The organism is Alcaligenes parafaecalis (assembly GCF_026344135.1).
Lineage (GTDB): Bacteria > Pseudomonadota > Gammaproteobacteria > Burkholderiales > Burkholderiaceae_B > Alcaligenes > Alcaligenes parafaecalis.
Genome location: NZ_JAPKNA010000010.1, coordinates 1 through 21,902 on the forward strand (window position 1 = coordinate 1; position 21,902 = coordinate 21,902).

At 55.1% G+C, this 21,902-nt stretch carries 17 protein-coding genes and 1 tRNA gene; 12 read left to right on the forward strand and 6 right to left on the reverse strand.

Annotated features, from left to right (window positions below):
• Positions 1-119 precede the first annotated feature (119 nt).
• The 9 genes from OSH09_RS18145 (at position 120) to rpoC (ending at position 12,121) form a co-directional block, all read left to right on the forward strand.
• Positions 120-195, forward strand: a tRNA-Trp gene (locus OSH09_RS18145).
• Positions 196-240: 45 nt separating this feature from the next.
• A complete protein-coding gene (gene secE, locus OSH09_RS18150) occupies positions 241-621 on the forward strand; it encodes a preprotein translocase subunit SecE (protein ID WP_009464327.1) in 381 nt (126 codons plus the stop codon).
• A 9-nt stretch (positions 622-630) separates the two neighbouring features.
• Positions 631-1,164, forward strand: coding sequence for a transcription termination/antitermination protein NusG (gene nusG / locus OSH09_RS18155; RefSeq protein WP_009464325.1), 534 nt, complete (start codon positions 631-633; stop codon positions 1,162-1,164).
• 67 nt (positions 1,165-1,231) lie between these two features.
• A complete protein-coding gene (gene rplK, locus OSH09_RS18160; protein WP_009464323.1) occupies positions 1,232-1,666 on the forward strand; it encodes a 50S ribosomal protein L11 in 435 nt (144 codons plus the stop codon).
• A gap of 3 nt (positions 1,667-1,669) precedes the next feature.
• On the forward strand, positions 1,670-2,365 hold the full coding sequence (rplA, locus tag OSH09_RS18165) for a 50S ribosomal protein L1 (protein WP_042489519.1): 696 nt from the start codon (positions 1,670-1,672) through the stop codon (positions 2,363-2,365).
• A 235-nt stretch (positions 2,366-2,600) separates the two neighbouring features.
• Positions 2,601-3,125 carry a 50S ribosomal protein L10 gene (gene rplJ / locus OSH09_RS18170; protein ID WP_207872643.1) on the forward strand — a complete coding sequence of 175 codons (525 nt, stop codon included), beginning with the start codon at positions 2,601-2,603 and terminating at the stop codon, positions 3,123-3,125.
• A 78-nt stretch (positions 3,126-3,203) separates the two neighbouring features.
• Positions 3,204-3,581, forward strand: a complete 378-nt coding sequence (gene rplL, locus OSH09_RS18175; RefSeq protein ID WP_003800851.1) for a 50S ribosomal protein L7/L12 — start codon at positions 3,204-3,206, stop codon at positions 3,579-3,581.
• A 162-nt stretch (positions 3,582-3,743) separates the two neighbouring features.
• Positions 3,744-7,856 (forward strand): DNA-directed RNA polymerase subunit beta, encoded by a 4,113-nt coding sequence (gene rpoB / locus OSH09_RS18180; protein WP_207872642.1) that lies wholly within the window; start codon positions 3,744-3,746, stop codon positions 7,854-7,856.
• The gene (gene rpoC / locus OSH09_RS18185) at positions 7,856-12,121 is read left to right on the forward strand and encodes a DNA-directed RNA polymerase subunit beta' (RefSeq protein ID WP_207872641.1); all 4,266 of its coding nucleotides are present in this window, start codon (positions 7,856-7,858) and stop codon (positions 12,119-12,121) included. Before rpoB ends, rpoC begins: the two co-directional genes overlap by 1 nt.
• Before the next feature lie 146 nt (positions 12,122-12,267).
• On the opposite strand, the gene azu is transcribed toward rpoC, so the two are convergent.
• From azu to OSH09_RS18215, 6 genes are all read right to left on the reverse strand, one after another.
• Positions 12,268-12,714 (reverse strand): azurin, encoded by a 447-nt coding sequence (gene azu, locus OSH09_RS18190; RefSeq protein ID WP_207872640.1) that lies wholly within the window; start codon positions 12,712-12,714, stop codon positions 12,268-12,270.
• A gap of 254 nt (positions 12,715-12,968) precedes the next feature.
• Positions 12,969-13,604 (reverse strand): LysE family translocator, encoded by a 636-nt coding sequence (locus tag OSH09_RS18195; RefSeq protein ID WP_266121783.1) that lies wholly within the window; start codon positions 13,602-13,604, stop codon positions 12,969-12,971.
• Between the two features lie 114 nt (positions 13,605-13,718).
• The gene (locus tag OSH09_RS18200; protein WP_266121784.1) at positions 13,719-14,513 is read right to left on the reverse strand and encodes an AraC family transcriptional regulator; all 795 of its coding nucleotides are present in this window, start codon (positions 14,511-14,513) and stop codon (positions 13,719-13,721) included.
• A complete protein-coding gene (locus OSH09_RS18205; RefSeq protein ID WP_266121785.1) occupies positions 14,503-16,470 on the reverse strand; it encodes a CHASE2 and HATPase_c domain-containing protein in 1,968 nt (655 codons plus the stop codon). The genes OSH09_RS18200 and OSH09_RS18205 overlap by 11 nt, the downstream gene beginning before the upstream one ends.
• Positions 16,471-16,489: 19 nt before the next feature.
• Positions 16,490-17,581: a FecR family protein gene (locus OSH09_RS18210; RefSeq protein ID WP_266121786.1), complete on the reverse strand. Its 1,092-nt coding sequence runs from the start codon at positions 17,579-17,581 to the stop codon at positions 16,490-16,492.
• A 6-nt stretch (positions 17,582-17,587) separates the two neighbouring features.
• Complete coding sequence (locus tag OSH09_RS18215) at positions 17,588-18,292, reverse strand: response regulator transcription factor (protein ID WP_207872636.1); 705 nt, start codon at positions 18,290-18,292, stop codon at positions 17,588-17,590.
• A gap of 420 nt (positions 18,293-18,712) precedes the next feature.
• Here OSH09_RS18215 and rpsL point away from each other — a divergent pair, with 420 nt between their 5' ends.
• The 3 genes from rpsL to fusA all read left to right on the forward strand — a co-directional run bounded on the left by rpsL (position 18,713) and on the right by fusA (position 21,814).
• On the forward strand, positions 18,713-19,084 hold the full coding sequence (gene rpsL / locus OSH09_RS18220) for a 30S ribosomal protein S12 (protein WP_042489490.1): 372 nt from the start codon (positions 18,713-18,715) through the stop codon (positions 19,082-19,084).
• A 139-nt stretch (positions 19,085-19,223) separates the two neighbouring features.
• The gene (gene rpsG / locus OSH09_RS18225; RefSeq protein ID WP_035269562.1) at positions 19,224-19,694 is read left to right on the forward strand and encodes a 30S ribosomal protein S7; all 471 of its coding nucleotides are present in this window, start codon (positions 19,224-19,226) and stop codon (positions 19,692-19,694) included.
• Positions 19,695-19,711: 17 nt separating this feature from the next.
• Positions 19,712-21,814, forward strand: a complete 2,103-nt coding sequence (fusA, locus tag OSH09_RS18230; protein WP_266121787.1) for an elongation factor G — start codon at positions 19,712-19,714, stop codon at positions 21,812-21,814.
• Positions 21,815-21,902: the final 88 nt, after the last annotated feature.

Here is a 21,902-nt window from a genome sequence, read left to right on the forward strand (position 1 = left end):
GTCGTAGCCAAGATCCTGAAGTAAAAAAAGAGTAGTAATTTTGGGCGAAAGAGGTTAATATCCTCTTTTGCCTAAAAGCCAAACGTAGCAAAGTAACGCGCTACGGTTTGTCAAGGTATAGGGGTATAGCTCAATTGGCAGAGCGTCGGTCTCCAAAACCGAAGGTTGAGGGTTCGATTCCTTCTGCCCCTGCCACCACAGTCACTCGTCACCATCTCGCGTGGCGTCACTCGTCGGAATATGTCGAATACCAACGTAGAAACCGTTAACCGAGGTTCCGAGCGCATCAAGCTGGGCCTAGCGGTCCTAGTCGTCGCCGCCGGTATTGTTGGCTATTCCGTCCTGGATGGCCAAAATTCACTGGTCCGCGCTGGGGTATTTGTTGCCAGCCTAATCGTCGCCGTATTGATCATCTGGTTTAGCGATACAGGCCGCCGCCTGGTCGCTTTTTCGCGTGATGCCTACACGGAAGTACGTCGCGTCCACTGGCCATCCCGTAAAGAAGCAACGCAAATGACAGGCATTGTCTTTGTGTTTGTTGCCGTTATGGCCATCTTGTTGTGGCTGATTGACAAAGGGCTCGGCTGGATCATTTATGGCCTGTTGCTGGGCTGGAAATAAAGGGCACACATGAGCAAACGCTGGTATGTGGTTCACGTTTATTCCGGCATGGAAAAAAGCGTGCACAAAGCTCTGGTGGAGCGCATTGAACGCGCTGATCTCCAAGAAGCGTTTGGTCGCATTCTGGTTCCATCGGAAGAAGTCGTTGAAGTAAAGAACGGCAAGAAATCAATTACAGAGCGACGTATTTACCCCGGTTACGTCCTGGTCGAGATGGCTTTGACCGATGAGACCTGGCACTTGGTAAAAAGTACGCCGCGAGTCACCGGCTTTTTGGGCGGTTCCGGTAACCGTCCCGCTCCAATCTCCGAGCGCGAAGTGGAAAAAATCCTGTCGCAAATGGAAGAGGGCGTTGAGAAGCCACGGCACAAAGTGCTGTTTGAAGTGGGTGAACTGGTACGCGTCAAGGACGGTCCGTTTGCAGACTTCAACGGTAACGTCGAAGAAGTTAACTACGAGAAAAACAAGGTTCGTGTCACCGTTACTATTTTCGGTCGCGCTACCCCAGTTGAACTCGATTTCGATCAAGTCGAAAAGACCTGATTAATTACAAACCCCGGGAAGCCTGTCGCGTTATGTGTCAGGCGTTATCACCCGCAAGGAGCTAAGCATGGCGAAGAAAATCGTCGGCTTTATCAAGCTGCAAGTCCCAGCTGGTAAGGCAAACCCATCCCCTCCAATCGGTCCAGCGCTGGGTCAGCGCGGTCTGAACATCATGGAATTCTGCAAGGCGTTTAACGCCCAGACACAGGGTCTGGAACCCGGTCTGCCAATTCCTGTGGTGATCACCGCTTTTGCCGACAAGAGCTTCACGTTCATCATGAAGACTCCTCCGGCAACCATCCTGATCAAAAAGGCTGCTGGCATCAAATCCGGTTCTGCTCGTCCTAACGTGGATAAAGTCGGTACGCTGACCCGCGCTCAGGCTGAAGAAATCGCCAAGACCAAACAACCCGACCTGACCGCTGCCGATCTGGACGCCGCTGTGCGTACCATCGCTGGTAGCGCCCGCAGCATGGGCATCAACGTTGAAGGGGTGGTGTAAGTCATGGCTAAAGTAAGCAAACGCGCAGCCGCTATTGCTGCCAAGATCGACCGCAACAAGTTCTACCCTGTGGCCGAAGCTCTGGCCCTGGTGAAAGATACTGCCACTGCCAAGTTCGACGAATCCATCGACATCGCTGTTCAGTTGGGTATTGATCCTCGCAAGTCTGACCAATTGGTCCGTGGCTCGGTGGTTCTGCCTGCTGGTACCGGTAAATCCGTGCGTGTTGCCGTTTTCGCCCAAGGCGAAAAAGCTGACGCCGCTCGTGAAGCTGGTGCTGACATCGTTGGTCTGGACGACCTGGCAGAGCAAATCAAAGCCGGTCAAATGGACTTTGACGTTGTGATCGCCTCGCCTGACACCATGCGTGTTGTCGGTACCCTGGGTCAGGTTCTGGGTCCTCGTGGCCTGATGCCAAACCCCAAGGTTGGTACTGTGACTCCTGACGTTGCTACGGCTGTCAAGAACGCCAAGGCTGGTCAAGTCCAATACCGTACTGACAAGGCCGGTATCATTCACAGCACCATTGGTCGCGCTTCGTTCAATGTTGAACAACTGCAAACCAACCTGGTTGCCCTGGTTGACGCCTTGAACAAGGCTCGTCCAGCCGCTGCCAAGGGTGTTTACCTGCGCAAGGTTGCCGTGTCCTCCACCATGGGTGGCGGTGCACGTGTTGAAATTGCATCTCTGACTGTTTAATCAACAGTTAGAAAAAAAGAACTTTGGGCTGTGATCCTGTTTATTCAGGGTCGCTGCTGTCAAAGACCGTTGGAGCAGTGGGCTGACTTGTCATCTCACTGCTTAATCGGGGCAAAACGCTCTATCCAACGTAGACGGCGCCCGTGGAAGAATTCGTTATAGAACTCGTCCAGGTGCGCCGCATTCGGTTGATGTTGGGAAGCCTTCCCGACATCGTTTGAAGGAGTGTTCAACCGTGAGTCTCAATCGTGAAGAGAAAGCGGTAGTCATCGAAGAAGTCACTGCCGAATTGGCAAAGGCCCAATCGATCATTATCGCCGAGTACCGTGGTCTGGACGTCGCTTCTGCAACCGTATTGCGCAAAAAAGCGCGTGAGTCTGGCGTCTACCTGCGTGTTATGAAAAACACGCTGGTTCGTCGTTCGCTGGAAGGTACGTCCTTTGACGGTCTCTCCAGCCAGCTCGTGGGTCCTCTGATGTACGCCATCAGTGAAGATCCCGTGGCTGCGGCGAAAGTCGTTGCAGATTTTGCCAAGACCAACGACAAGTTGGTCATTATGGGCGGTGCGCTGCCCAATAGCGTTCTGAATGCTGATGGTGTTAAGGCTCTGGCCACAATGCCCTCGCGCGACGAATTGCTGGCGAAACTGCTGGGCACCATGCAAGCACCTATCGCTACTTTTGTGCGTACGCTTAACGAAGTTCCTACCAAGTTTGTTCGCGGCCTGGCGGCTGTGCGCGATCAGAAAGAAGCTGCGTAAGCAGTTTTCCTTCGGGAAACTTCGTCGTTGCGAACGACAACCAAACCTGGCATTTACCTAATATCTGGAGTTCTTAAAATGGCTACTAAAGCTGAAATCCTTGACGCCATCGGCGCAATGTCCGTGCTCGAACTGTCCGAGCTGATCAAAGAAATGGAAGAAAAATTCGGTGTGTCGGCTGCTGCCGCCGCTGTTGCTGTTGCAGCTCCTGCTGCTGGTGGCGCTGCTGCTGCCGCTGAAGAGCAAACCGAATTCACCGTGTTCCTGGCTGACGTTGGCGCAAACAAAGTTAGCGTCATTAAAGTCGTGCGCGAAATCACCGGTCTGGGCCTGAAAGAAGCCAAAGATCTGGTTGACGGTGCTCCTAAGGCTGTTAAAGAAGGCTTGTCCAAAGCTGATGCTGAAGACGCTCAGAAGAAGCTGGAAGAAGCTGGCGCCAAGATCGAGCTCAAATAAGAGTATCGATAGATGCCCGGGAATGCGTTTCAAGCCTTCCCGGGCTTTTGCGTTTCCAGAAAACCCATGATTTTTAATTAGTATTGTAGAAAGTCGGGTTTTTTAGAGTCGTAAACCAGGGCCGTGGTTGACGGTCCGTGTAACCCTTGAGTCGGAGTGCTCATGCCTTATTCGTACACCGAAAAAAAGCGCATACGCAAGAGCTTCGCCAAACGTGAAGACGTACAGCAGGTTCCTTACCTGTTGGCTACCCAGCTGCATTCTTTCAGAACCTTCTTGCAGAAGGACACGCTGCCTTCTCAGCGTAAGGTTGAAGGCTTGCAGGAAGCTTTCAGTTCCATATTTCCAATAGTAAGCCATAACCAAATGGCGCGGCTAGAGTTCGTGAGCTATACGCTCGGCGAGCCGGTGTTCGACGTCAAAGAGTGTCAACTTCGTGGTTTGACCTATGCCTCCCCCTTGCGGGCGAAGGTTCGTCTGGTCCTCATGGACCGCGAGGTGAGCAAGCCTACCGTCAAGGAAGTAAAAGAGCAAGAAGTCTACATGGGCGAAATGCCCCTGATGACTGATAACGGCTCTTTTGTGATCAACGGTACCGAACGAGTCATCGTTTCCCAGCTTCACCGTTCCCCCGGTGTGTTCTTTGAACACGACCGCGGTAAAACGCACAGCTCGGGCAAGTTGCTGTTCTCGGCGCGCGTGATTCCTTACCGTGGTTCCTGGCTGGACTTCGAGTTCGATCCTAAGGACATTCTGTTCTTCCGTATCGACCGTCGTCGCAAAATGCCGGTCACTATCTTGCTGAAGGCCATTGGCCTGACGCCAGAACAGATCCTGGCTCACTTCTTTGAGTTCGATCACATCGAACTGCACCAGGAAGGCGGCAAGCTGCAATTCGTTCCAGAACACTGGAAGGGAGAGGTTGCCCGTTTCGACATTACCGACCGCGACGGTCGCGTACTGGTTGAAAAGGACAAGCGTATCAATGCCAAGCATTTGCGCGACCTGCAAGCAGCCAAGATCGAATACATTTCTATCCCGGAAGATTTCCTTCTGGGTCGTGTGCTGGCCAAAAACATCATCAACGCCGAAACCGGCGAAGTGATTGCCAACGCCAACGACGAAATTACCGAATCCATTCTGGCCGAAATGCGCGCAGCCAATGTGCGTGATTTCGAGACCCTGTACATCAATGAACTGGACCAGGGCGGCTTTATCTCCCTGACCCTGCGCACGGATGAAACAGCGGATTCCAATGCTGCCCGTATCGCGATCTATCGCATGATGCGTCCCGGCGAGCCACCAACCGAAGAAGCGGTTGAGGCTCTGTTCAACCGTCTGTTCTACAGCGAAGAGTCCTACGACTTGTCGCGCGTGGGTCGCATGAAGGTCAACAGCCGTCTGGGCCGTGGTGACAGCATCGAAGGTCCCATGACCCTGACCGACGAAGACATTCTGGACACCATTCAGGTGCTGGTGAGTCTGCGTAACGGCCGCGGTCAGATCGACGATATCGATCACCTGGGTAACCGTCGTGTTCGTTGCGTAGGCGAATTGGCCGAAAACCAATTCCGCGCCGGTTTGGTGCGTGTGGAACGTGCTGTCAAGGAACGTCTGGGCCAAGCCGAGACCGAAAACCTGATGCCGCACGATCTGATCAACTCCAAGCCCATCTCTGCGGCTGTTAAAGAGTTCTTCGGTTCCAGCCAGTTGTCGCAGTTTATGGACCAAACCAACCCGCTGTCCGAAATCACGCACAAGCGTCGTGTTTCGGCACTGGGCCCTGGTGGTCTGACTCGCGAACGTGCGGGCTTTGAGGTGCGCGACGTGCACCCAACCCACTACGGTCGCGTGTGCCCGATTGAAACGCCTGAAGGTCCAAACATTGGTCTGATCAACTCCATGGCGCTGTACGCTCGTCTGAACGAGTACGGCTTCCTGGAAACGCCTTACCGCAAGATTGTTGACGGCAAGGTTAGCGAACAGATTGATTACCTGTCGGCTATTGAAGAAAGCAATTACGTCATCGCTCAGGCTAACGCCGAGTTGACCGAAGACGGTGCTTTTGCTGACGATCTGGTTGCCTGCCGTGAAGCTGGCGAAACCATGATGACTGCGCCAGAGAACATCCATTACATGGACGTGGCTCCTTCGCAGATCGTGTCTGTGGCTGCTTCGCTGATTCCGTTCCTGGAACACGATGACGCCAACCGAGCACTGATGGGCGCCAACATGCAGCGTCAGGCAGTTCCTTGCCTGCGCCCTGAGAAGCCTTTGGTCGGTACCGGTATCGAACGGACTGTTGCTGTTGACTCGGGTACAACCGTACAAGCCCGTCGTGGCGGTGTGGTGGTAGACGTTGACGCTCAGCGCGTGGTTATTCGCGTGCACGATGACGAGAACGTGGCTGGCGAGGTCGGTGTAGATATCTACAACATGACCAAGTACACTCGTTCCAACCAGAACACCAACATCAACCAGCGTCCTATCGTCAAACGTGGCGATATCGTGGCTCGTGGTGACGTGCTGGCTGACGGCGCATCGACTGACCTGGGCGAATTGGCTCTGGGTCAGAACATGCTGATCGCCTTTATGCCCTGGAACGGCTACAACTTCGAGGATTCGATCCTGATCTCCGAGAAGGTCGTGGCTGACGATCGCTACACTTCGGTTCACATCGAAGAGTTGACGGTTGTTGCCCGTGACACGAAGCTGGGACCTGAGGATATCACTCGCGATATCAGCAACCTGTCTGAAGTGCAGTTGAACCGTCTGGACGACTCCGGCATTGTTTACATCGGCGCCGAAGTGCGTGCTGACGACGTGCTGGTCGGTAAAGTGACACCTAAGGGTGAAACTCAACTGACGCCAGAAGAAAAGCTGCTGCGCGCCATTTTTGGTGAAAAAGCCTCTGACGTTAAAGACACCTCCCTGCGCGTGCCTTCGGGCATGGTCGGTACGGTGATCGACGTTCAAGTCTTTACCCGTGAAGGTATTGATCGTGACAAGCGTGCCCAGTCCATCATTGATGATGAACTGCGTCGCTACCGTCAGGACCTGAACGACCAGTTGCAAATCGTTGAAGACGACGCCTTTGACCGTGCCTTGAAGTTCCTGGTCGGCAAAACCGTCAACGGTGGTCCACGCAAGCTGCCCAAGGGCACCGAGCTGGCTGCTGACTACCTGAACGATCTGGATCGCTGGCAGTGGTTTGACATCCGCTTGGCTGATGAGCAACACGCACTGGTGCTGGAGCACACCAAGGAATCCTTGGAGCAAAAGCGTCACCAGTTCGATCTGGCTTTTGAAGAAAAGCGCAAGAAGCTCACCCAAGGCGACGAACTGCCTCCTGGCGTGCTGAAAATGGTCAAGGTTTACCTGGCTGTTAAGCGTCGTCTGCAGCCTGGTGACAAGATGGCTGGTCGTCACGGTAACAAGGGTGTGGTTTCCCGCATCGTTCCCGTTGAAGACATGCCGCACATGGCTGACGGTACCCCTGTCGACATCGTTCTGAACCCGCTGGGCGTGCCTTCGCGGATGAACGTGGGTCAGGTTCTGGAAGTGCACTTGGGCTGGGCTGCCAAGGGTATTGGCCACCGTATCAACGACATGATGCAAGAAGAAAAGAACGTGCAGGTTTCCGAACTGCGCGCGTTCCTGGACAAGGTCTATAACACTACCGGCAAGAAAACTCGTATCAACGAGTTGACTGACGACGAAGTGATGAACATGGCCCACAACTTGCAGAAAGGTCTGCCATTGGCAACGCCAGTGTTCGACGGTGCAACCGAGCAGGAAATCGACCAGATGTTGCGTCTGGCCTATCCTGACGATATCGCCGAGAACCTGCAGTTGGCACCACACCGCACCCAGGTTCGCCTGTTTGACGGTCGTACCGGCGAAGCCTTTGAGCGTATGGTCACCGTAGGCTACATGCACTACCTGAAACTGCATCACCTGGTTGATGACAAGATGCACGCTCGTTCTACCGGCCCATACTCGCTGGTTACTCAGCAGCCGCTGGGTGGTAAGGCGCAGTTCGGTGGTCAGCGTTTCGGGGAGATGGAAGTCTGGGCGCTGGAAGCTTATGGTGCCGCCTACACCCTGCAGGAAATGCTCACGGTTAAATCCGATGACATCGCCGGCCGTACCAAGGTCTACGAGAACATTGTCAAGGGTGACCACGTGATCGACGCCGGTATGCCGGAGTCCTTTAACGTTCTGGTCAAGGAAATCCGTTCCTTGTCCCTGGACATGGATTTGGAGCGTAAATAATGAAAGCGCTACTCGATCTCTTTAAACAAGTCACTCAGGACGAGCAGTTCGATGCCATCAAGATCGGCATCGCCTCGCCCGAGAAGATCCGGTCCTGGTCTTTCGGAGAAGTCCGCAAGCCAGAGACCATCAACTATCGCACGTTCAAACCCGAGCGCGATGGTCTGTTTTGCGCCAAGATTTTTGGTCCTATCAAGGACTACGAATGCTTGTGCGGCAAATACAAGCGCCTGAAGCATCGTGGCGTCATCTGCGAGAAGTGTGGCGTTGAAGTCACCGTCTCCAAGGTGCGTCGCGAGCGCATGGGTCACATTGAACTGGCTTGCCCGGTTGCTCACATCTGGTTCCTGAAGAGCCTGCCATCCCGTCTGGGCATGGTGCTGGACATGACCCTGCGTGACATCGAGCGCGTGCTGTATTTTGAAGCCTGGTGCGTGATCGAACCTGGTATGACCCCGCTCAAGCGCGGTCAGATCATGTCCGACGACGATTTCCTGGCCAAGACCGAAGAATACGGTGACGATTTCCACGCCCTGATGGGCGCGGAAGCCGTGCGCGAACTGCTGCGCACGATCGACATCGATCGCGAAGTCGAGCGCCTGCGTGCCGAACTGAAAGCCACTGGCTCGGATGCCAAGATCAAGAAGATCTCCAAGCGTCTGAAAGTGCTGGAAGGCTTCCAGAAATCCGGCATCAAGCCAGACTGGATGATCATGGAAGTGCTGCCCGTGTTGCCTCCGGACCTGCGTCCGCTGGTGCCATTGGATGGCGGTCGCTTTGCGACTTCCGATCTGAACGATCTGTACCGTCGCGTTATCAACCGTAATAACCGTTTGAAGCGCCTGCTGGAACTGAAGGCTCCGGACATCATCTTGCGCAACGAAAAACGTATGCTGCAAGAGTCCGTGGACTCCTTGCTGGATAACGGTCGTCGCGGTAAAGCCATGACTGGCGCCAACAAGCGTCAACTGAAGTCCTTGGCCGACATGATCAAGGGCAAGAGCGGTCGTTTCCGTCAGAACTTGCTGGGCAAGCGCGTGGACTACTCCGGTCGTTCCGTGATTGTGGTGGGTCCTCAGTTGAAGCTGCACCAGTGTGGTCTGCCCAAGCTGATGGCGCTGGAACTGTTCAAGCCCTTCATCTTCAACCGTCTGGAATTGATGGGTCTGGCTACGACCATCAAGGCAGCCAAGAAGTTGGTGGAAAGCCAGGAACCGGTGGTGTGGGACATCCTCGAAGAGGTGATCCGCGAGCATCCCGTGATGCTGAACCGTGCGCCTACGCTGCACCGTTTGGGTATTCAGGCTTTTGAACCGGTCCTGATCGAAGGTAAAGCGATTCAGTTGCACCCCCTGGTGTGTGCCGCTTTTAACGCTGACTTTGACGGTGACCAGATGGCCGTTCACGTGCCGCTGTCGCTGGAAGCCCAGTTGGAAGCGCGCACTCTGATGCTGGCCTCCAACAACGTGCTGTTCCCCGCCAACGGTGAACCGTCCATCGTTCCTTCCCAGGATATCGTGTTGGGTCTGTACTACGCGACCCGCGAACTGGTTAATGGCAAGGGCGAAGGTCTGTTCCTGGCTGACGTGTCTGAAGTTCAGCGCGCCTACGACAACAAGGAAGTCGAGCTGCAAACTCGTCTGACCGTCCGTATCGAAGAATTCGAGAAGGGCGAAGACGGTGAGTGGGTCAAGACCATCAAGCGTTACGAAACGACTGCTGGCCGTGCCTTGCTGTCCGAAATTCTGCCTAAGGGCATGCCTTTCACCGCACTGAACCGTGCGTTGAAGAAGAAAGAAATTTCGCGTCTGATCAACCAGTCCTTCCGTCGCTGCGGCCTGCGCGCTACCGTGATTTTCGCGGACAAGCTGATGCAGTCCGGTTTCCGTCTGGCAACGCGTGGTGGTATTTCCATCGCGATGAACGACATGGTTGTGCCTGCCGTCAAGGAAAGCATCCTGGCCCAGGCTAGCAACGAAGTTAAAGAAATTGACAAGCAGTACTCCTCCGGTCTGGTGACGGCTCAGGAACGCTACAACAACGTAGTGGACATCTGGGGCAAAGCCGGTGACCGCGTGGGTAAGGCCATGATGGAGCAACTGGCTTCCGAGCCAGTGACCAACCGTTTTGGTGAAGAAGTACGCCAAGAGTCCTTCAACTCCATCTACATGATGGCGGACTCCGGTGCTCGTGGTTCGGCTGCACAGATTCGTCAGTTGGCCGGTATGCGTGGTCTGATGGCCAAGCCTGATGGTTCCATTATTGAAACGCCTATTACCGCGAACTTCCGTGAAGGTCTGAACGTACTTCAGTACTTTATTTCGACTCACGGTGCTCGTAAGGGTCTGGCCGATACGGCGTTGAAGACGGCTAACTCCGGTTACCTGACTCGTCGTCTGGTCGACGTGACTCAAGACCTGGTTATTACCGAAGACGATTGCGGTACCAAGGGCGGCTACACCATGAAAGCCATCCTGGATGGTGGTGAGGTTATCGAGCCCCTGCGCGATCTGATTCTGGGCCGTGTGGCAGCGATCGACATCGTCAACCCGGACAATCAGGAACTGGTTATCCCCGCCGGCACCTTGCTGAACGAGGATCTGGTCGACCTGATCGACAACCTGGGTATTGATGAGGTCAAGATCCGCACTCCGCTGACTTGCGAAACCCGTCATGGCTTGTGCGCAAGCTGCTACGGTCGCGATCTGGGTCGTGGTGTTCTGGTTAACCGTGGTGAAGCAATCGGTGTTATCGCTGCTCAGTCCATCGGTGAGCCTGGCACGCAGTTGACCATGCGTACGTTCCACATTGGTGGTGCGGCTTCGCGTGCAGCGCTGGCAAGCTCGGTGGAAACCAAGACGGCCGGTACGATCGGTTTTGAAATTGGTCTGCGTTATGTGACCAACGCCAAGGGCGAACGTGTTGCAATCTCCCGTTCCGGTGAAATCGTCATTTTTGACGACAACCGCCGCGAACGTGAACGTCACAAAGTGCCTTACGGTGCCACCATTACGGTGGGCGATGGCGAAGTCATCAAGGCTGGCCAACGTCTGGCAAGCTGGGATCCGCTGACCCGTCCTATCGTGTCCGAGTACACCGGTACCGTTCGCTTCGAGAACATCGAAGAAGGCGCAACCGTGGCTCGTCAGGTGGACGATGTAACCGGTCTGTCGACTCTGGTGGTGATCACTCCCAAGACACGTGGTGGCAAGATCACCATGCGTCCTCAGATCAAGCTGCTGAACGAGCAAGGTCAGGAGATCAAGATCGCTGGTACCGATCACATGGTCAATATTTCGTTCCCAGTGGGCGCGCTGATTACCGTTCGCGATGGTCAGCAAGTGTCCGTGGGTGAGATTCTGGCGCGTATTCCTCAAGAATCGCAAAAGACTCGGGATATTACCGGTGGTCTGCCACGTGTGGCCGAACTGTTCGAAGCTCGTTCCCCCAAAGACGCCGGTCTGCTGGCCGAAGTTACGGGTACGGTTTCCTTCGGTAAAGACACCAAGGGCAAACAGCGTCTGGTCATTACCGACCTGGACGGCGTCAGCCACGAGTTCCTGATTCCGAAAGAGAAGCAGGTTCTGGCTCACGACGGTCAAGTGGTGAACAAGGGCGAGATGATTGTGGACGGCCCAGCCGATCCGCACGACATCCTGCGCTTGAAGGGTATCGAGAAGCTGGCGAACTACATTGTTAACGAAGTGCAGGACGTTTACCGTCTGCAAGGTGTGAAGATCAACGACAAGCACATTGAAGTGATTGTTCGTCAGATGCTGCGCCGCGTGAACATTGTGGATGCTGGTGATGCCAACTTCATCACGGGTGAACAGGTTGAACGCTCCGAACTGTTGAACGAGAACGATCGCGTTCTGGCTGAAAACGGTATTCCTGCCACGTACGAAAACGTACTGCTGGGTATTACCAAGGCCTCGCTGTCGACCGACTCCTTCATCTCGGCGGCTTCCTTCCAGGAAACCACCCGCGTGCTGACCGAAGCGGCCATCATGGGCAAAACCGACGATCTGCGTGGTCTGAAAGAAAACGTGATTGTTGGCCGTCTGATTCCCGCCGGTACTGGTATGGCTTTCCATGCCGCCCGCCGTGAAAAAGAAGCCTTTGAAGTGGCAGAGCGCAAAGCAGCCCGTGAACTGGAAAACCCGTTCGCATCGGCTCCTGAGCCTACGGAAGATCCCGTCTTTGTGTCGGGTGCTTCCGAGTCCGAGCAGGCACAACCTGAAGCGCCGGAAGGCGATCAGGAATAAGCGAAACATAGCGGTGTCCCCACCCTGCGGGGTGGGGCCGATACTTCGGTAGCCGGATACACCGCTGGTCCAGCTAAAAAAAATCCCCACATGGCTTAGCCACGTGGGGATTTTTTTGGCCGTCTGGCGGCTAGAGGTGGATCAGCTTAGCTGCCCAGCTCGATCTTGCCAGTCATGATGCTCCAGTGACCTGGGAAGGAGCAAAAGAAGGCGTAGTCTTCGCCAGCTTTCAGCTTGGATACGTCAAAGGTTACGGAGGTGCTTTCGCCACCGCCAACCACGTCAGTGTGGGCGATAACGCGCTCGTCACCGGCTTTAACGTAGTTATTGTCCAGACCGGCCTTCATGCCATCAGTAGCAACGGCGCTTTCGTCGGCTTTCTTGGAGATGACGACGTTATGGCCCATGGCTGCTTTAGGCAGCTTGCCGGTGTGTTTCAGGTTGATCGTGAATTCCTTGCATGTCTTGTCAACAACGATGCTCTTGGTGTTGAACTGCATGGAGTCATTGCCTTCGATGGTAACGTCGCAAGCAGCAAAAGCAGGCACGCTGGCCAATCCAAGAATAGCTGTGAAAGCAAGTTTGGCAAACATTCTAGTAACTCCTCGAAAACTGACTTAAAAAAGGAACAGGACACGGGGGTGTTGTTCCGGTCTTACAGCATAGACTGTAGCGCACTCAAGGTGCTTAACAAAACAAAGACCCGGACTATTTTACCGACTTATATTGCCCCATCCGAGCCCGTAAATGATTTGTTTTCTCATGGTTTGATGTGGCTCTAACAGTCTCACTCTATCGTCTAAAGAGCTTGACGGCAGAGTAGACATGGCGCTGCTTTTTTCAATGCTCAAGCAGTTTGTATATGCTGAATCATATTGAACAGGGCAGCGGCGGCAATCAGGCATAGCAGCAGGCCACAGAGCTGTTCGATCCGTGGCAAATGCCTTTGAATGCGTTGTTGCCAATGGGGATGCCCGATCAGTACTGTGATAAACAGATCCCAGATCAGCACGACTAAAAACATCCACAAGCCTAAAAACACATGCAGACCGGTGCTGGCACGGCTGCTGGCCAGTACCGAGGCCAGGCTGGCGTAGAACAGGGCGTTTTTGGGATTGAGCAGCCCGGAGAGCAGCCCCAGTACGGCATGGTGCCACCAGCCGCCTGCACAGGCTCCTGTTGCGCTGATTCGCTGCAAGGTGGGCTGACGGGCGGCCTGCAGGAATTTCATGCCCAAATACAGCAGATAAAGCCCTCCAGCGCCCTGCAGGAGCAGAAAGAGGGGGCTGCTCGCACTAATGCGGGCAAAGCCTGTCAGCGCCAGGCTGATGTAAATGCCATTGGCTACGGCGACGCCAGCGCAGACACCTGTTGCCACTGGCCGACCATGTGCCAAGGTGCTGCGTGCAATCAGGAAGAAATCAGGTCCGGGGGACAACAGAGCCAGGAAATGGGTGCTAGCAATCAGCAGGAACAGGGACACGGCGGTAGACCCAAGGTAAAACCGCAGTGTGACTAGCTGTTTAGGGGCCGTATTGAATAAAAGTGCGCACTGCTCCCCTCAATACTTGTCAGCAAGCAGAACGTGGGATATTTTTCAGTTGCGGTACTGACCGGGAGTGACGCCGGTGTAGTGCTTGAAGACGCGTTGAAAGTGGCTTTGATCCGCAAAACCCAGGCGATAGGCAATATCAGCCAGCTCATCCCCTTGTCGCAAAGCATCGCGGGCCAGATTGACCCGCTGGTTTAATTGCCAGCGCTGTGGAGTCAGGCCGGTATGGCGGCGAAAGGCTCTAATCAATTGATAACGGCTAAAGCCCGTTTCTTGAGCAAGCTCGTGCAGGGGGAGGGTTGTGAACTGTCCCTGAACCCAGCGATCCAGCGTTTTCTGCAGAACAGGGCTAGGCGGTGGAGCCGGTGCCAGGGGCTGGCTTTGGGCAGGCCCGTAGTGCAGCAGGAAGTCGATCAACGCCGCTTCTTTATTGAGTACGGGGGCTGCTGAAAACAAGAGGCTGTTCAATTCACAGTAGGCCGTATAAAGCTCCGGCTTGTGACACACACGGATAGGCTCTTGGGCATCAATACTGAAGCCAGTACTTTCCTGCCAAAGCTGATCCAGCCATGCTGCATCCAGATGCAGCATCTGATAGCTCCAGGATTGATCGGGCAGGGGATTGCAGGCATGGCTGCGATGGGCTGGAACAAAAACCAGGGAGCCCGGAGCCAGTTGCACAGGACCGCCGGGCGCACCCGTGAACAGGCTGCCACCGCCGTCTACAGCCCCTATAGAGTAGGTGGGGTGACTATGCGCTTGATAGCAGATACGGCTGTCGCAGGCGCGTCGGCTTTCTATATAGGGCAGGGCGGGGTCACGCCAGAACTCAGTCTGCATCGGACACGTCAATGCTGGCCAGGGAAACAACAAAGGTACAGCCTTGCTCGCTGGCGCTCTGCAGTGCGATATCGCCACCGTGCTTATTGATCACCGTTTTGACAAAGGCCAAGCCCAGACCACTGCCCGATGGCGTACCTGCTGCGTTTTCATGGGCGCGGTGATAGGGCTCGAAAATACTTGCCTGATTTTCTGCTGGAATCCCCCAGCCCTGATCCTTGACGAAGACCTGCACTGTTTTTTTATCCAGAACAAGGTCTATATCAATCTGATTCCCATCCGGTCCGTACTTGATTGCGTTCTGAATCAGGTTGGTAAAGGCGCGGCGCAGCATGGGGGCATTACCGTTTACCCAGATCAGCTCTGAGTCGTTCAGGTTCAGGCTGATGGAGCGCTTGCTGGCGCTGGCCCAGGCATCATCCATACAGTCAGCCAGCAGATCGGACAGGTTTAACGGGCTCAGTACCATTTCCATGGCTTCTGCCCGTGCCAGGCTGATGAAGTTATCCACCAGTTCCAGGGTTTGCTCGGCATAGCCTTCCATTTTGTGCAGGAACTGGTCCGGCGCCAGCTTGCTGTCATCCTGACGCTGCAAACTGGCCAGGGCCAGGATGGAGTTCTGGGGGGCCCGCATATCGTGTGAAATAAAGCGCAAGGTCTCTTCGCGCTTGGTTTGGGCTTGGCGCAGCAAGTCGATGGACTTGTGCAATTGAGTCAGACGATGGGGTAAATTACGCGCGCTTAAGCCAGATACACGCTCGTTCATGGCCGTTCTGACGTCAGGGTATTCCAACTGCAGCTTGTTCAGTTCCTCAGTAACCTGATTCAAGGCAGCTTCCTGACTGCGCCAGTGCCAAAGCGGATAGGCCAGTAAAACCGTAATCAGGCTGGCTAGTGGGGGAATCCACAGGTTAAAGCCATGCATGGCAATCCAGTTCACCAGCAAAATGGCAAAGACCAGACCGATCAGGCTCAGTAAGGTTGCGCGTGGTGACAGGTAGATCAGCACCTGGCAGGCCAGCAGCACAGGCAAGCAGCTAGCCAGTGCAATGAACCAGGCCGGTGGCGTGCGCACCCATTGATCGCTGCGGACGGCCTGCAGGGTATTTGCCAGAATTTCGACGCCGGACATGCTGCTCATGCCCGCTTTGGATAAAGGAGTCGGGAAGGTATCGCCCAGTCCACTGCCCCAGGCGCCGACCAGGACATATTTGTCCTTGAAGAAGGAGGAGGGAATGTCTCCGTTCAGGACATTGACGTAAGGGACGGTCTGAAAGTGGCCACTACGCCCCAGAAAAGGGATATGGGGGGTGTCCTTCTGGCTGGAGTCAAGCGCATGCAAAGCCGGATCCATATCCCCGCCCGTCAGTAGCATGGCAATCGTAAAGTGCGGCAAGACACGGTCGGAAAGGGTGGTCCGCTGGAGAGCGACACGTCGCACAACGCCGTCCGGGTCAGGTTCAATATTGATGTAGCCCGATGCCTTGGCCGCCTGGCTCAGCATGGGAATGGCGGTCAGGACGGCATCGCGCTGGGTGTCATAGACCAATGGCAGGACAACACGCCCATGTTGGTGAATCGCTTGCGCAAGGGCGAGGTCATCATCCGGGTAGGCGGGGTTTGGTTCCTGGAATACCAGGTCTATACCAACCGCACGGGCTTGCTGAAGGCGGCCCAATAGCTGTGCGTGGTTGATGCGTCGCCAAGGCCAGAAACCCAGATTGGCAATGCTGTAGTCGTCAATGGCGACAATGACAATGTCCTGGGGGGCGGCCTGTGGAATCGCCGCTGCCATGGTGAAGTCGTAAATCAGGTTGTTCAGCTTGCCCAGCGCAAAATCGTCGCGCAGGGAGCTGAACAATAAGGTCAGCAGCACCAGCAAGCCCGAGACCAGATGCCACTCTTTCCGGATCCGGTCAGAGAGTAGCTTGCTGTTTCTGGGGGCCGGGCTGCTCATGCCGTACGCCGTTCAGGTTTTAGAACTGGGACAGCAGGATGGGGTCGCCAAAGTTGCTGACCACGGCTTGGCCGTCCGAGCTGGTCAGGCTGGCTGCGCCTTCAAAGCTTTCCACTGTATCCGGGCCCATCAGGCCATGACGGTCGATCGCCCGCACGGTGACGTAGTAGGTGCCGGGACGCGAGGCGCCAAATTGAATGTCGGTATCCGTCGTAATGTCGCGGGACAGCAGTTTGGCACCTTGGGGGTCGGTGGAGGTCTGGACCAGATAGGCCTGGGCACCCGGTACTGCCTGAATGGTGCTGTTCCATTGACCGCCCCGACGCTCGGGTGTGGAAATTTCGGGGGCGGGCAGCAGGGGCTCCAGTGCCAGGATATTGCCGTCTGTACCCACCGCGGCACCCTGGTTCTGCTTCAGGGCAGTGGGAGTGCTGCGTTGTTGGGTACCCAGTTCTGCGCGACCTTCCAGCACTTCGCTGTGCGCCATACCTTGCTGGGTACGTACACGTAATTCGGTGCCTCGTACGCCAGTAATGCTGACGGGCGTGCGGACCTCAAAGCGGCCTACGCCGGTTTTCTCTGGGGAAACGCGCGACTCCACATCGCCATCGTCCAGGGCGATGATCGAGTCGGTTAGGCCTGTGCCTTCAAAAGCACGCATGCGGGTCACACTCAGGGAAGCCTGGGCGGGAACGCTAAGCTGGCTGCCGTCTTGCAATTCCAGGGTCAGGTAACCATTGCTGCCGGTGCGAATCAAATCGCCTTCTTGCAGATGGGTTGTGCCTGCGCCCAAAGCCTGACCATTAACCAGGATCTGACCGGTCTGGTGCGTAATGCGGGCGGGGGCGGCCACTTCCGGGATCATGCGAAACGGAATGTGCAGCTCTTTGCCAATAGGTAGACGATACGGATCGGCCACGGCATTCAGTTGCTGGATTTCGGACCAGTTGCGGTCCTGGCGGGTGTAAGTCTGGGAAATGCCCAGCAAGGTGTCGCCGGCCAGCACTTTGTAGACGAAGTTCTCGCCGCGGGCGCCGGAGGGTTGGGCTGAGACGATGCCACCCCAAATCAGGCCGCAGACAAGGGGCGCGGCGATACGCAAAGTAATCATAGAAATTCAGCTAGGGTCGGTCAAAAGTTCAAGGCGATAGCCTAGAGCGTAGGACGCTGTCAGGCGCACCCCGTTCTCGGGTCGCAACTGGAGTTTACGGCGTATGTTGGACAGGTGAGTATCCAGCGTACGGGAGGTGGCAGGAATTTCCCGGTTCCAGACTGCAGAGCTCAAGACATCGCGCGAGAACAGGCGACCGGGGTTGCGAAACAGCAAAAGGGCCAGTTCAAACTCTTTGGGTGCGAGGGTGACCGTTTCGCCGCCCAACACAATATGGCCCTGTTCAGGAAAAATATCGTAGCCCGCAAACGAGAAGCGGTTGTCCTGGGTTGTTGAGGTGCTTAGATTAATGCGCCGGGCAGCCGCGTTAACGCGCGCAACCAGCTCCCCCTTGCGGACAGGCTTATTAATATAGTCGTCGGCTCCGGCCTGCAGACCGGTGACCAGATCCTCTTCCTGGGTACGGCTGGTCAGGAATAGAACGGGCAGGGCATGACCCAGTGTGGTGCGAACCCAACGCAACACATCCAGGCCACTGACATCCGGCAGTTCCCAGTCCAGCAGCAATAAACCGAAATCATGTGGCTTGGCCAAGGCGGCCAGCAGATCCTTTCCTTGATGAAAGGAGCGACACTCATAGCCGGCTTCGCTCAGAATCCGGGCAATCAGTTCTGCCTGGACGAGGTCGTCTTCCAGGGAAGCGATGATCATGGGTATGGTCCTTGTCGCAGAAGTGCAATAGCCCTGCAGTATAACGATATGTAGATAGCGAGTGACCAAGTGCTTCCATGCGTGTGCCGTGACAACGGGAAAGTGGCGAATCGGTCTCCAAATCGTTGACCTATAAGGGTTTACTGTGGTAAATTTTAGAGCTTACTTTAAGGATCCTTTGCCGGTACACCTTGCAGTAATTTGATAGCAGCCCGGATTTTCAGGGCTGCGGGCACTTTTTTAGTGCCTGAAATCAAGCCCAAGCCATGTGCAAGACCGCTCTTTTTCGTGTTTTATGGGGAGTGGTATTGCGCAATGCCGCTTCCGGTACAGGGTTTCAAAACCCGCCAACTGGACGGCGTTTTTCAAAACACATACGTCAACCAGTACGTAAAGTACGTTATAGGATACGTAAAGGTCATGCCAACCATTAGCCAGCTCGTGCGTAAACCGCGCGAAGTCAGCCGCGTTAGCAGCAAGAGCCCAGCGCTCGAGAACTGCCCACAGCGCCGCGGTGTTTGCACCCGTGTATACACCACGACCCCTAAGAAGCCTAACTCCGCTCTGCGTAAAGTCGCCAAAGTGCGTCTGACCAACGGCTTCGAAGTCATTTCTTACATCGGTGGTGAAGGCCACAACCTGCAAGAGCACTCGGTCGTTCTCGTCCGCGGTGGTCGTGTCAAGGATTTGCCTGGTGTTCGTTACCACATCGTTCGCGGTGCACTTGACCTGCAAGGCGTCAAGGACCGTAAACAGTCCCGCTCCAAATACGGCGCCAAGCGTCCCAAGTAATCCATGTATCCATTGATCAGTTCACTGATCTGGATCCGTGCAACCGTGGCCTAGTGCCATGGTAGGTAAGTGGTCATTTGTCATGAATGGCCGAGACCGCAAACAGCGGTTCAACTGAATAGTCACAAGGAAGTTAAACATGCCTCGCCGTCGCGAAGTACCCAAACGTGAAATCCTACCTGACCCAAAATTTGGCAGCGTTGAGCTGGCCAAATTCATGAACGTGGTCATGCTGTCCGGCAAGAAAGCTGTTGCCGAACGTATTGTTTATGGCGCGCTGGAACAAATTGCGCAGAAAACCGGCAAAGATCCGCTCGAAGTGTTTAATGCTGCCATCAATAATGTAAAACCTGTTGTTGAAGTTAAGAGCCGCCGTGTTGGTGGTGCTAACTACCAGGTTCCTGTCGAAGTGCGCCCTGTCCGTCGTCTGGCTCTGGCCATGCGCTGGATGCGCGAAGCTGCTAAAAAGCGCGGCGAAAAATCGATGGACTTGCGCCTGGCCGGCGAATTGTCCGATGCGGCTGAAGGCCGTGGCGGTGCAATGAAAAAGCGTGAAGACACGCACAAGATGGCCGATGCCAACAAAGCATTCAGCCATTTCCGTTGGTAATCTGAGGACATATAATCATGGCCCGCAAAACCCCCATTCAGCGCTACCGCAATATCGGTATCTCGGCTCACATCGACGCCGGGAAGACGACCACTACCGAGCGCATCCTGTTCTACACCGGTGTGAACCACAAGCTGGGCGAAACCCACGAAGGTTCGGCCACCATGGACTGGATGGAGCAAGAGCAAGAGCGCGGGATCACCATTACCTCGGCTGCTACCACCGCTTTCTGGCGTGGTATGGCGGGCAATTACCCCGAACACCGTATCAACATCATTGATACCCCCGGCCACGTTGACTTCACTATTGAAGTTGAGCGTTCCATGCGCGTGCTTGACGGCGCTTGCATGGTTTACTGCGCGGTGGGTGGTGTTCAGCCTCAGTCCGAAACCGTATGGCGTCAAGCCAACAAGTACGGCGTGCCTCGTCTGGCTTTCATCAACAAGATGGACCGTACTGGCGCTAACTTCTTCAAGGTCTACGACCAGCTCAAGCTGCGTCTGAAAGCCCATCCTGTGCCTGTCGTTATCCCGATCGGCGCTGAAGAAGAGTTCCAAGGCGTGGTTGACCTGATCAAGATGAAAGCAATCATCTGGGATCAAGCCAGCAACGGCGTGAAATTTGAATACACCGACATTCCTGCCGAGCTGCAAGCTTCGGCCGAAGAATGGCGCGAAAAGATGATCGAGTCGGCTGCTGAAGCCAGCGAAGACCTGATGAACAAGTACCTGGAAAACGGTGACCTCTCCGAAGAGGACATCAACCTGGGTCTGCGTACACGTACCATTGCCTGCGAAATTCAGCCAATGCTGTGCGGTACCGCGTTCAAGAACAAGGGTGTACAGCGTATGCTGGACGCCGTGATCGACTACCTGCCATCGCCAGTGGATATTCCACCTGTCGAAGGTACGGACGATGACGGTGAAGTCATTCATCGTAAAGCCAACGACGAAGAGCCTATGTCCGCTCTGGCGTTCAAGCTGATGACTGACCCCTTTGTTGGTCAATTGACTTTCGTGCGCGTTTACTCGGGCATTCTGCGTTCGGGCGACACGGTCTACAACCCTATCAAGGGCAAAAAAGAGCGTATCGGCCGTATTTTGCAGATGCACGCAAACAACCGTGCCGAACTGAAAGAACTGGTTGCTGGTGACATCGCTTCCGTGGTGGGTCTGAAAGACGTGACAACAGGTGAAACCCTGTGTGACGCCGGTCAGCACATCATTCTGGAACGCATGGAGTTCCCAGAGCCCGTGATTTCGCAGGCTGTGGAACCAAAAACCAAGTCCGACCAAGAAAAAATGGGCGTGGCCTTGTCCCGTCTGGCTCAGGAAGATCCTTCTTTCCGCGTCAGCAGCGACGAAGAATCCGGCCAAACCATTATTTCCGGTATGGGCGAGTTGCACCTGGAAGTTCTGGTAGACCGCATGCGCCGTGAATTCGGCGTGGAAGCCAACGTGGGTAAACCACAAGTGGCTTACCGCGAAACCATCCGCAAGACTTGCGACGAAATCGAAGGTAAATTCGTCAAACAGTCCGGTGGTCGTGGTCAGTACGGTCACGTTGTCCTCAAGCTGGAGCCCCTGGAAGCAGGCGGCGGCTTTGAGTTCGTTGACGCCATCAAGGGCGGTGTGGTTCCTCGCGAATTCATTCCTGCTGTTGAAAAAGGTATTCGCGAAACCCTGCACGCAGGTGTGGTCGCTGGTTACCCGGTGGTGGACGTCAAAGCTACGCTGTTCTTCGGTTCGTACCACGATGTGGACTCGAACGAAAACGCCTTCCGTATGGCCGCTTCGATGGCCTTCAAGGATGGTATGCGCAAGGCTGCCCCAGTTCTGCTGGAGCCGACCATGGCTGTAGAAGTTGAAACCCCTGAGGAATACGCCGGTACAGTGATGGGTGACTTGTCCTCCCGTCGCGGTATGGTTCAGGGTATGGACGATATGGTTGGTGGTGGCAAGGTCATCAAGGCCGAGGTTCCTCTGGCCGAGATGTTCGGTTACTCGACCAGCCTGCGTTCGCAAACACAAGGTCGCGCTACGTACACGATGGAATTCAAGCAATATGCTGAAGCTCCAAAGAACGTGGCTGACGAAGTGATCAGCGCTCGCGGTAAGTAATAGCAATACCAGCCCGCCTTATGGCGGGCTGCTCAACAATTTTTTTGTTTTCCTGTAAAACATAATTGGGATAAATCATGGCAAAAGG

What these genes read in the sequence shown, in the direction of transcription:
- secE (WP_009464327.1), top strand. Translation starts at nt 241, where the DNA reads ATGTCGAATACCAACGTAGAAACCGTTAACCGAGGTTCCGAGCGCATC.
- nusG (WP_009464325.1), top strand. Translation starts at nt 631, where the DNA reads ATGAGCAAACGCTGGTATGTGGTTCACGTTTATTCCGGCATGGAAAAA.
- rplK (WP_009464323.1), top strand. Translation starts at nt 1,232, where the DNA reads ATGGCGAAGAAAATCGTCGGCTTTATCAAGCTGCAAGTCCCAGCTGGT.
- rplA (WP_042489519.1), top strand. Translation starts at nt 1,670, where the DNA reads ATGGCTAAAGTAAGCAAACGCGCAGCCGCTATTGCTGCCAAGATCGAC.
- rplL (WP_003800851.1), top strand. Translation starts at nt 3,204, where the DNA reads ATGGCTACTAAAGCTGAAATCCTTGACGCCATCGGCGCAATGTCCGTG.
- rpoB (WP_207872642.1), top strand. Translation starts at nt 3,744, where the DNA reads ATGCCTTATTCGTACACCGAAAAAAAGCGCATACGCAAGAGCTTCGCC.
- rpoC (WP_207872641.1), top strand. Translation starts at nt 7,856, where the DNA reads ATGAAAGCGCTACTCGATCTCTTTAAACAAGTCACTCAGGACGAGCAG.
- azu (WP_207872640.1), bottom strand. Translation starts at nt 12,714, where the DNA reads ATGTTTGCCAAACTTGCTTTCACAGCTATTCTTGGATTGGCCAGCGTG.
- OSH09_RS18200 (WP_266121784.1), bottom strand. Translation starts at nt 14,513, where the DNA reads ATGCAGACTGAGTTCTGGCGTGACCCCGCCCTGCCCTATATAGAAAGC.
- OSH09_RS18205 (WP_266121785.1), bottom strand. Translation starts at nt 16,470, where the DNA reads ATGAGCAGCCCGGCCCCCAGAAACAGCAAGCTACTCTCTGACCGGATC.
- OSH09_RS18210 (WP_266121786.1), bottom strand. Translation starts at nt 17,581, where the DNA reads ATGATTACTTTGCGTATCGCCGCGCCCCTTGTCTGCGGCCTGATTTGG.
- OSH09_RS18215 (WP_207872636.1), bottom strand. Translation starts at nt 18,292, where the DNA reads ATGATCATCGCTTCCCTGGAAGACGACCTCGTCCAGGCAGAACTGATT.
- rpsL (WP_042489490.1), top strand. Translation starts at nt 18,713, where the DNA reads ATGCCAACCATTAGCCAGCTCGTGCGTAAACCGCGCGAAGTCAGCCGC.
- rpsG (WP_035269562.1), top strand. Translation starts at nt 19,224, where the DNA reads ATGCCTCGCCGTCGCGAAGTACCCAAACGTGAAATCCTACCTGACCCA.
- fusA (WP_266121787.1), top strand. Translation starts at nt 19,712, where the DNA reads ATGGCCCGCAAAACCCCCATTCAGCGCTACCGCAATATCGGTATCTCG.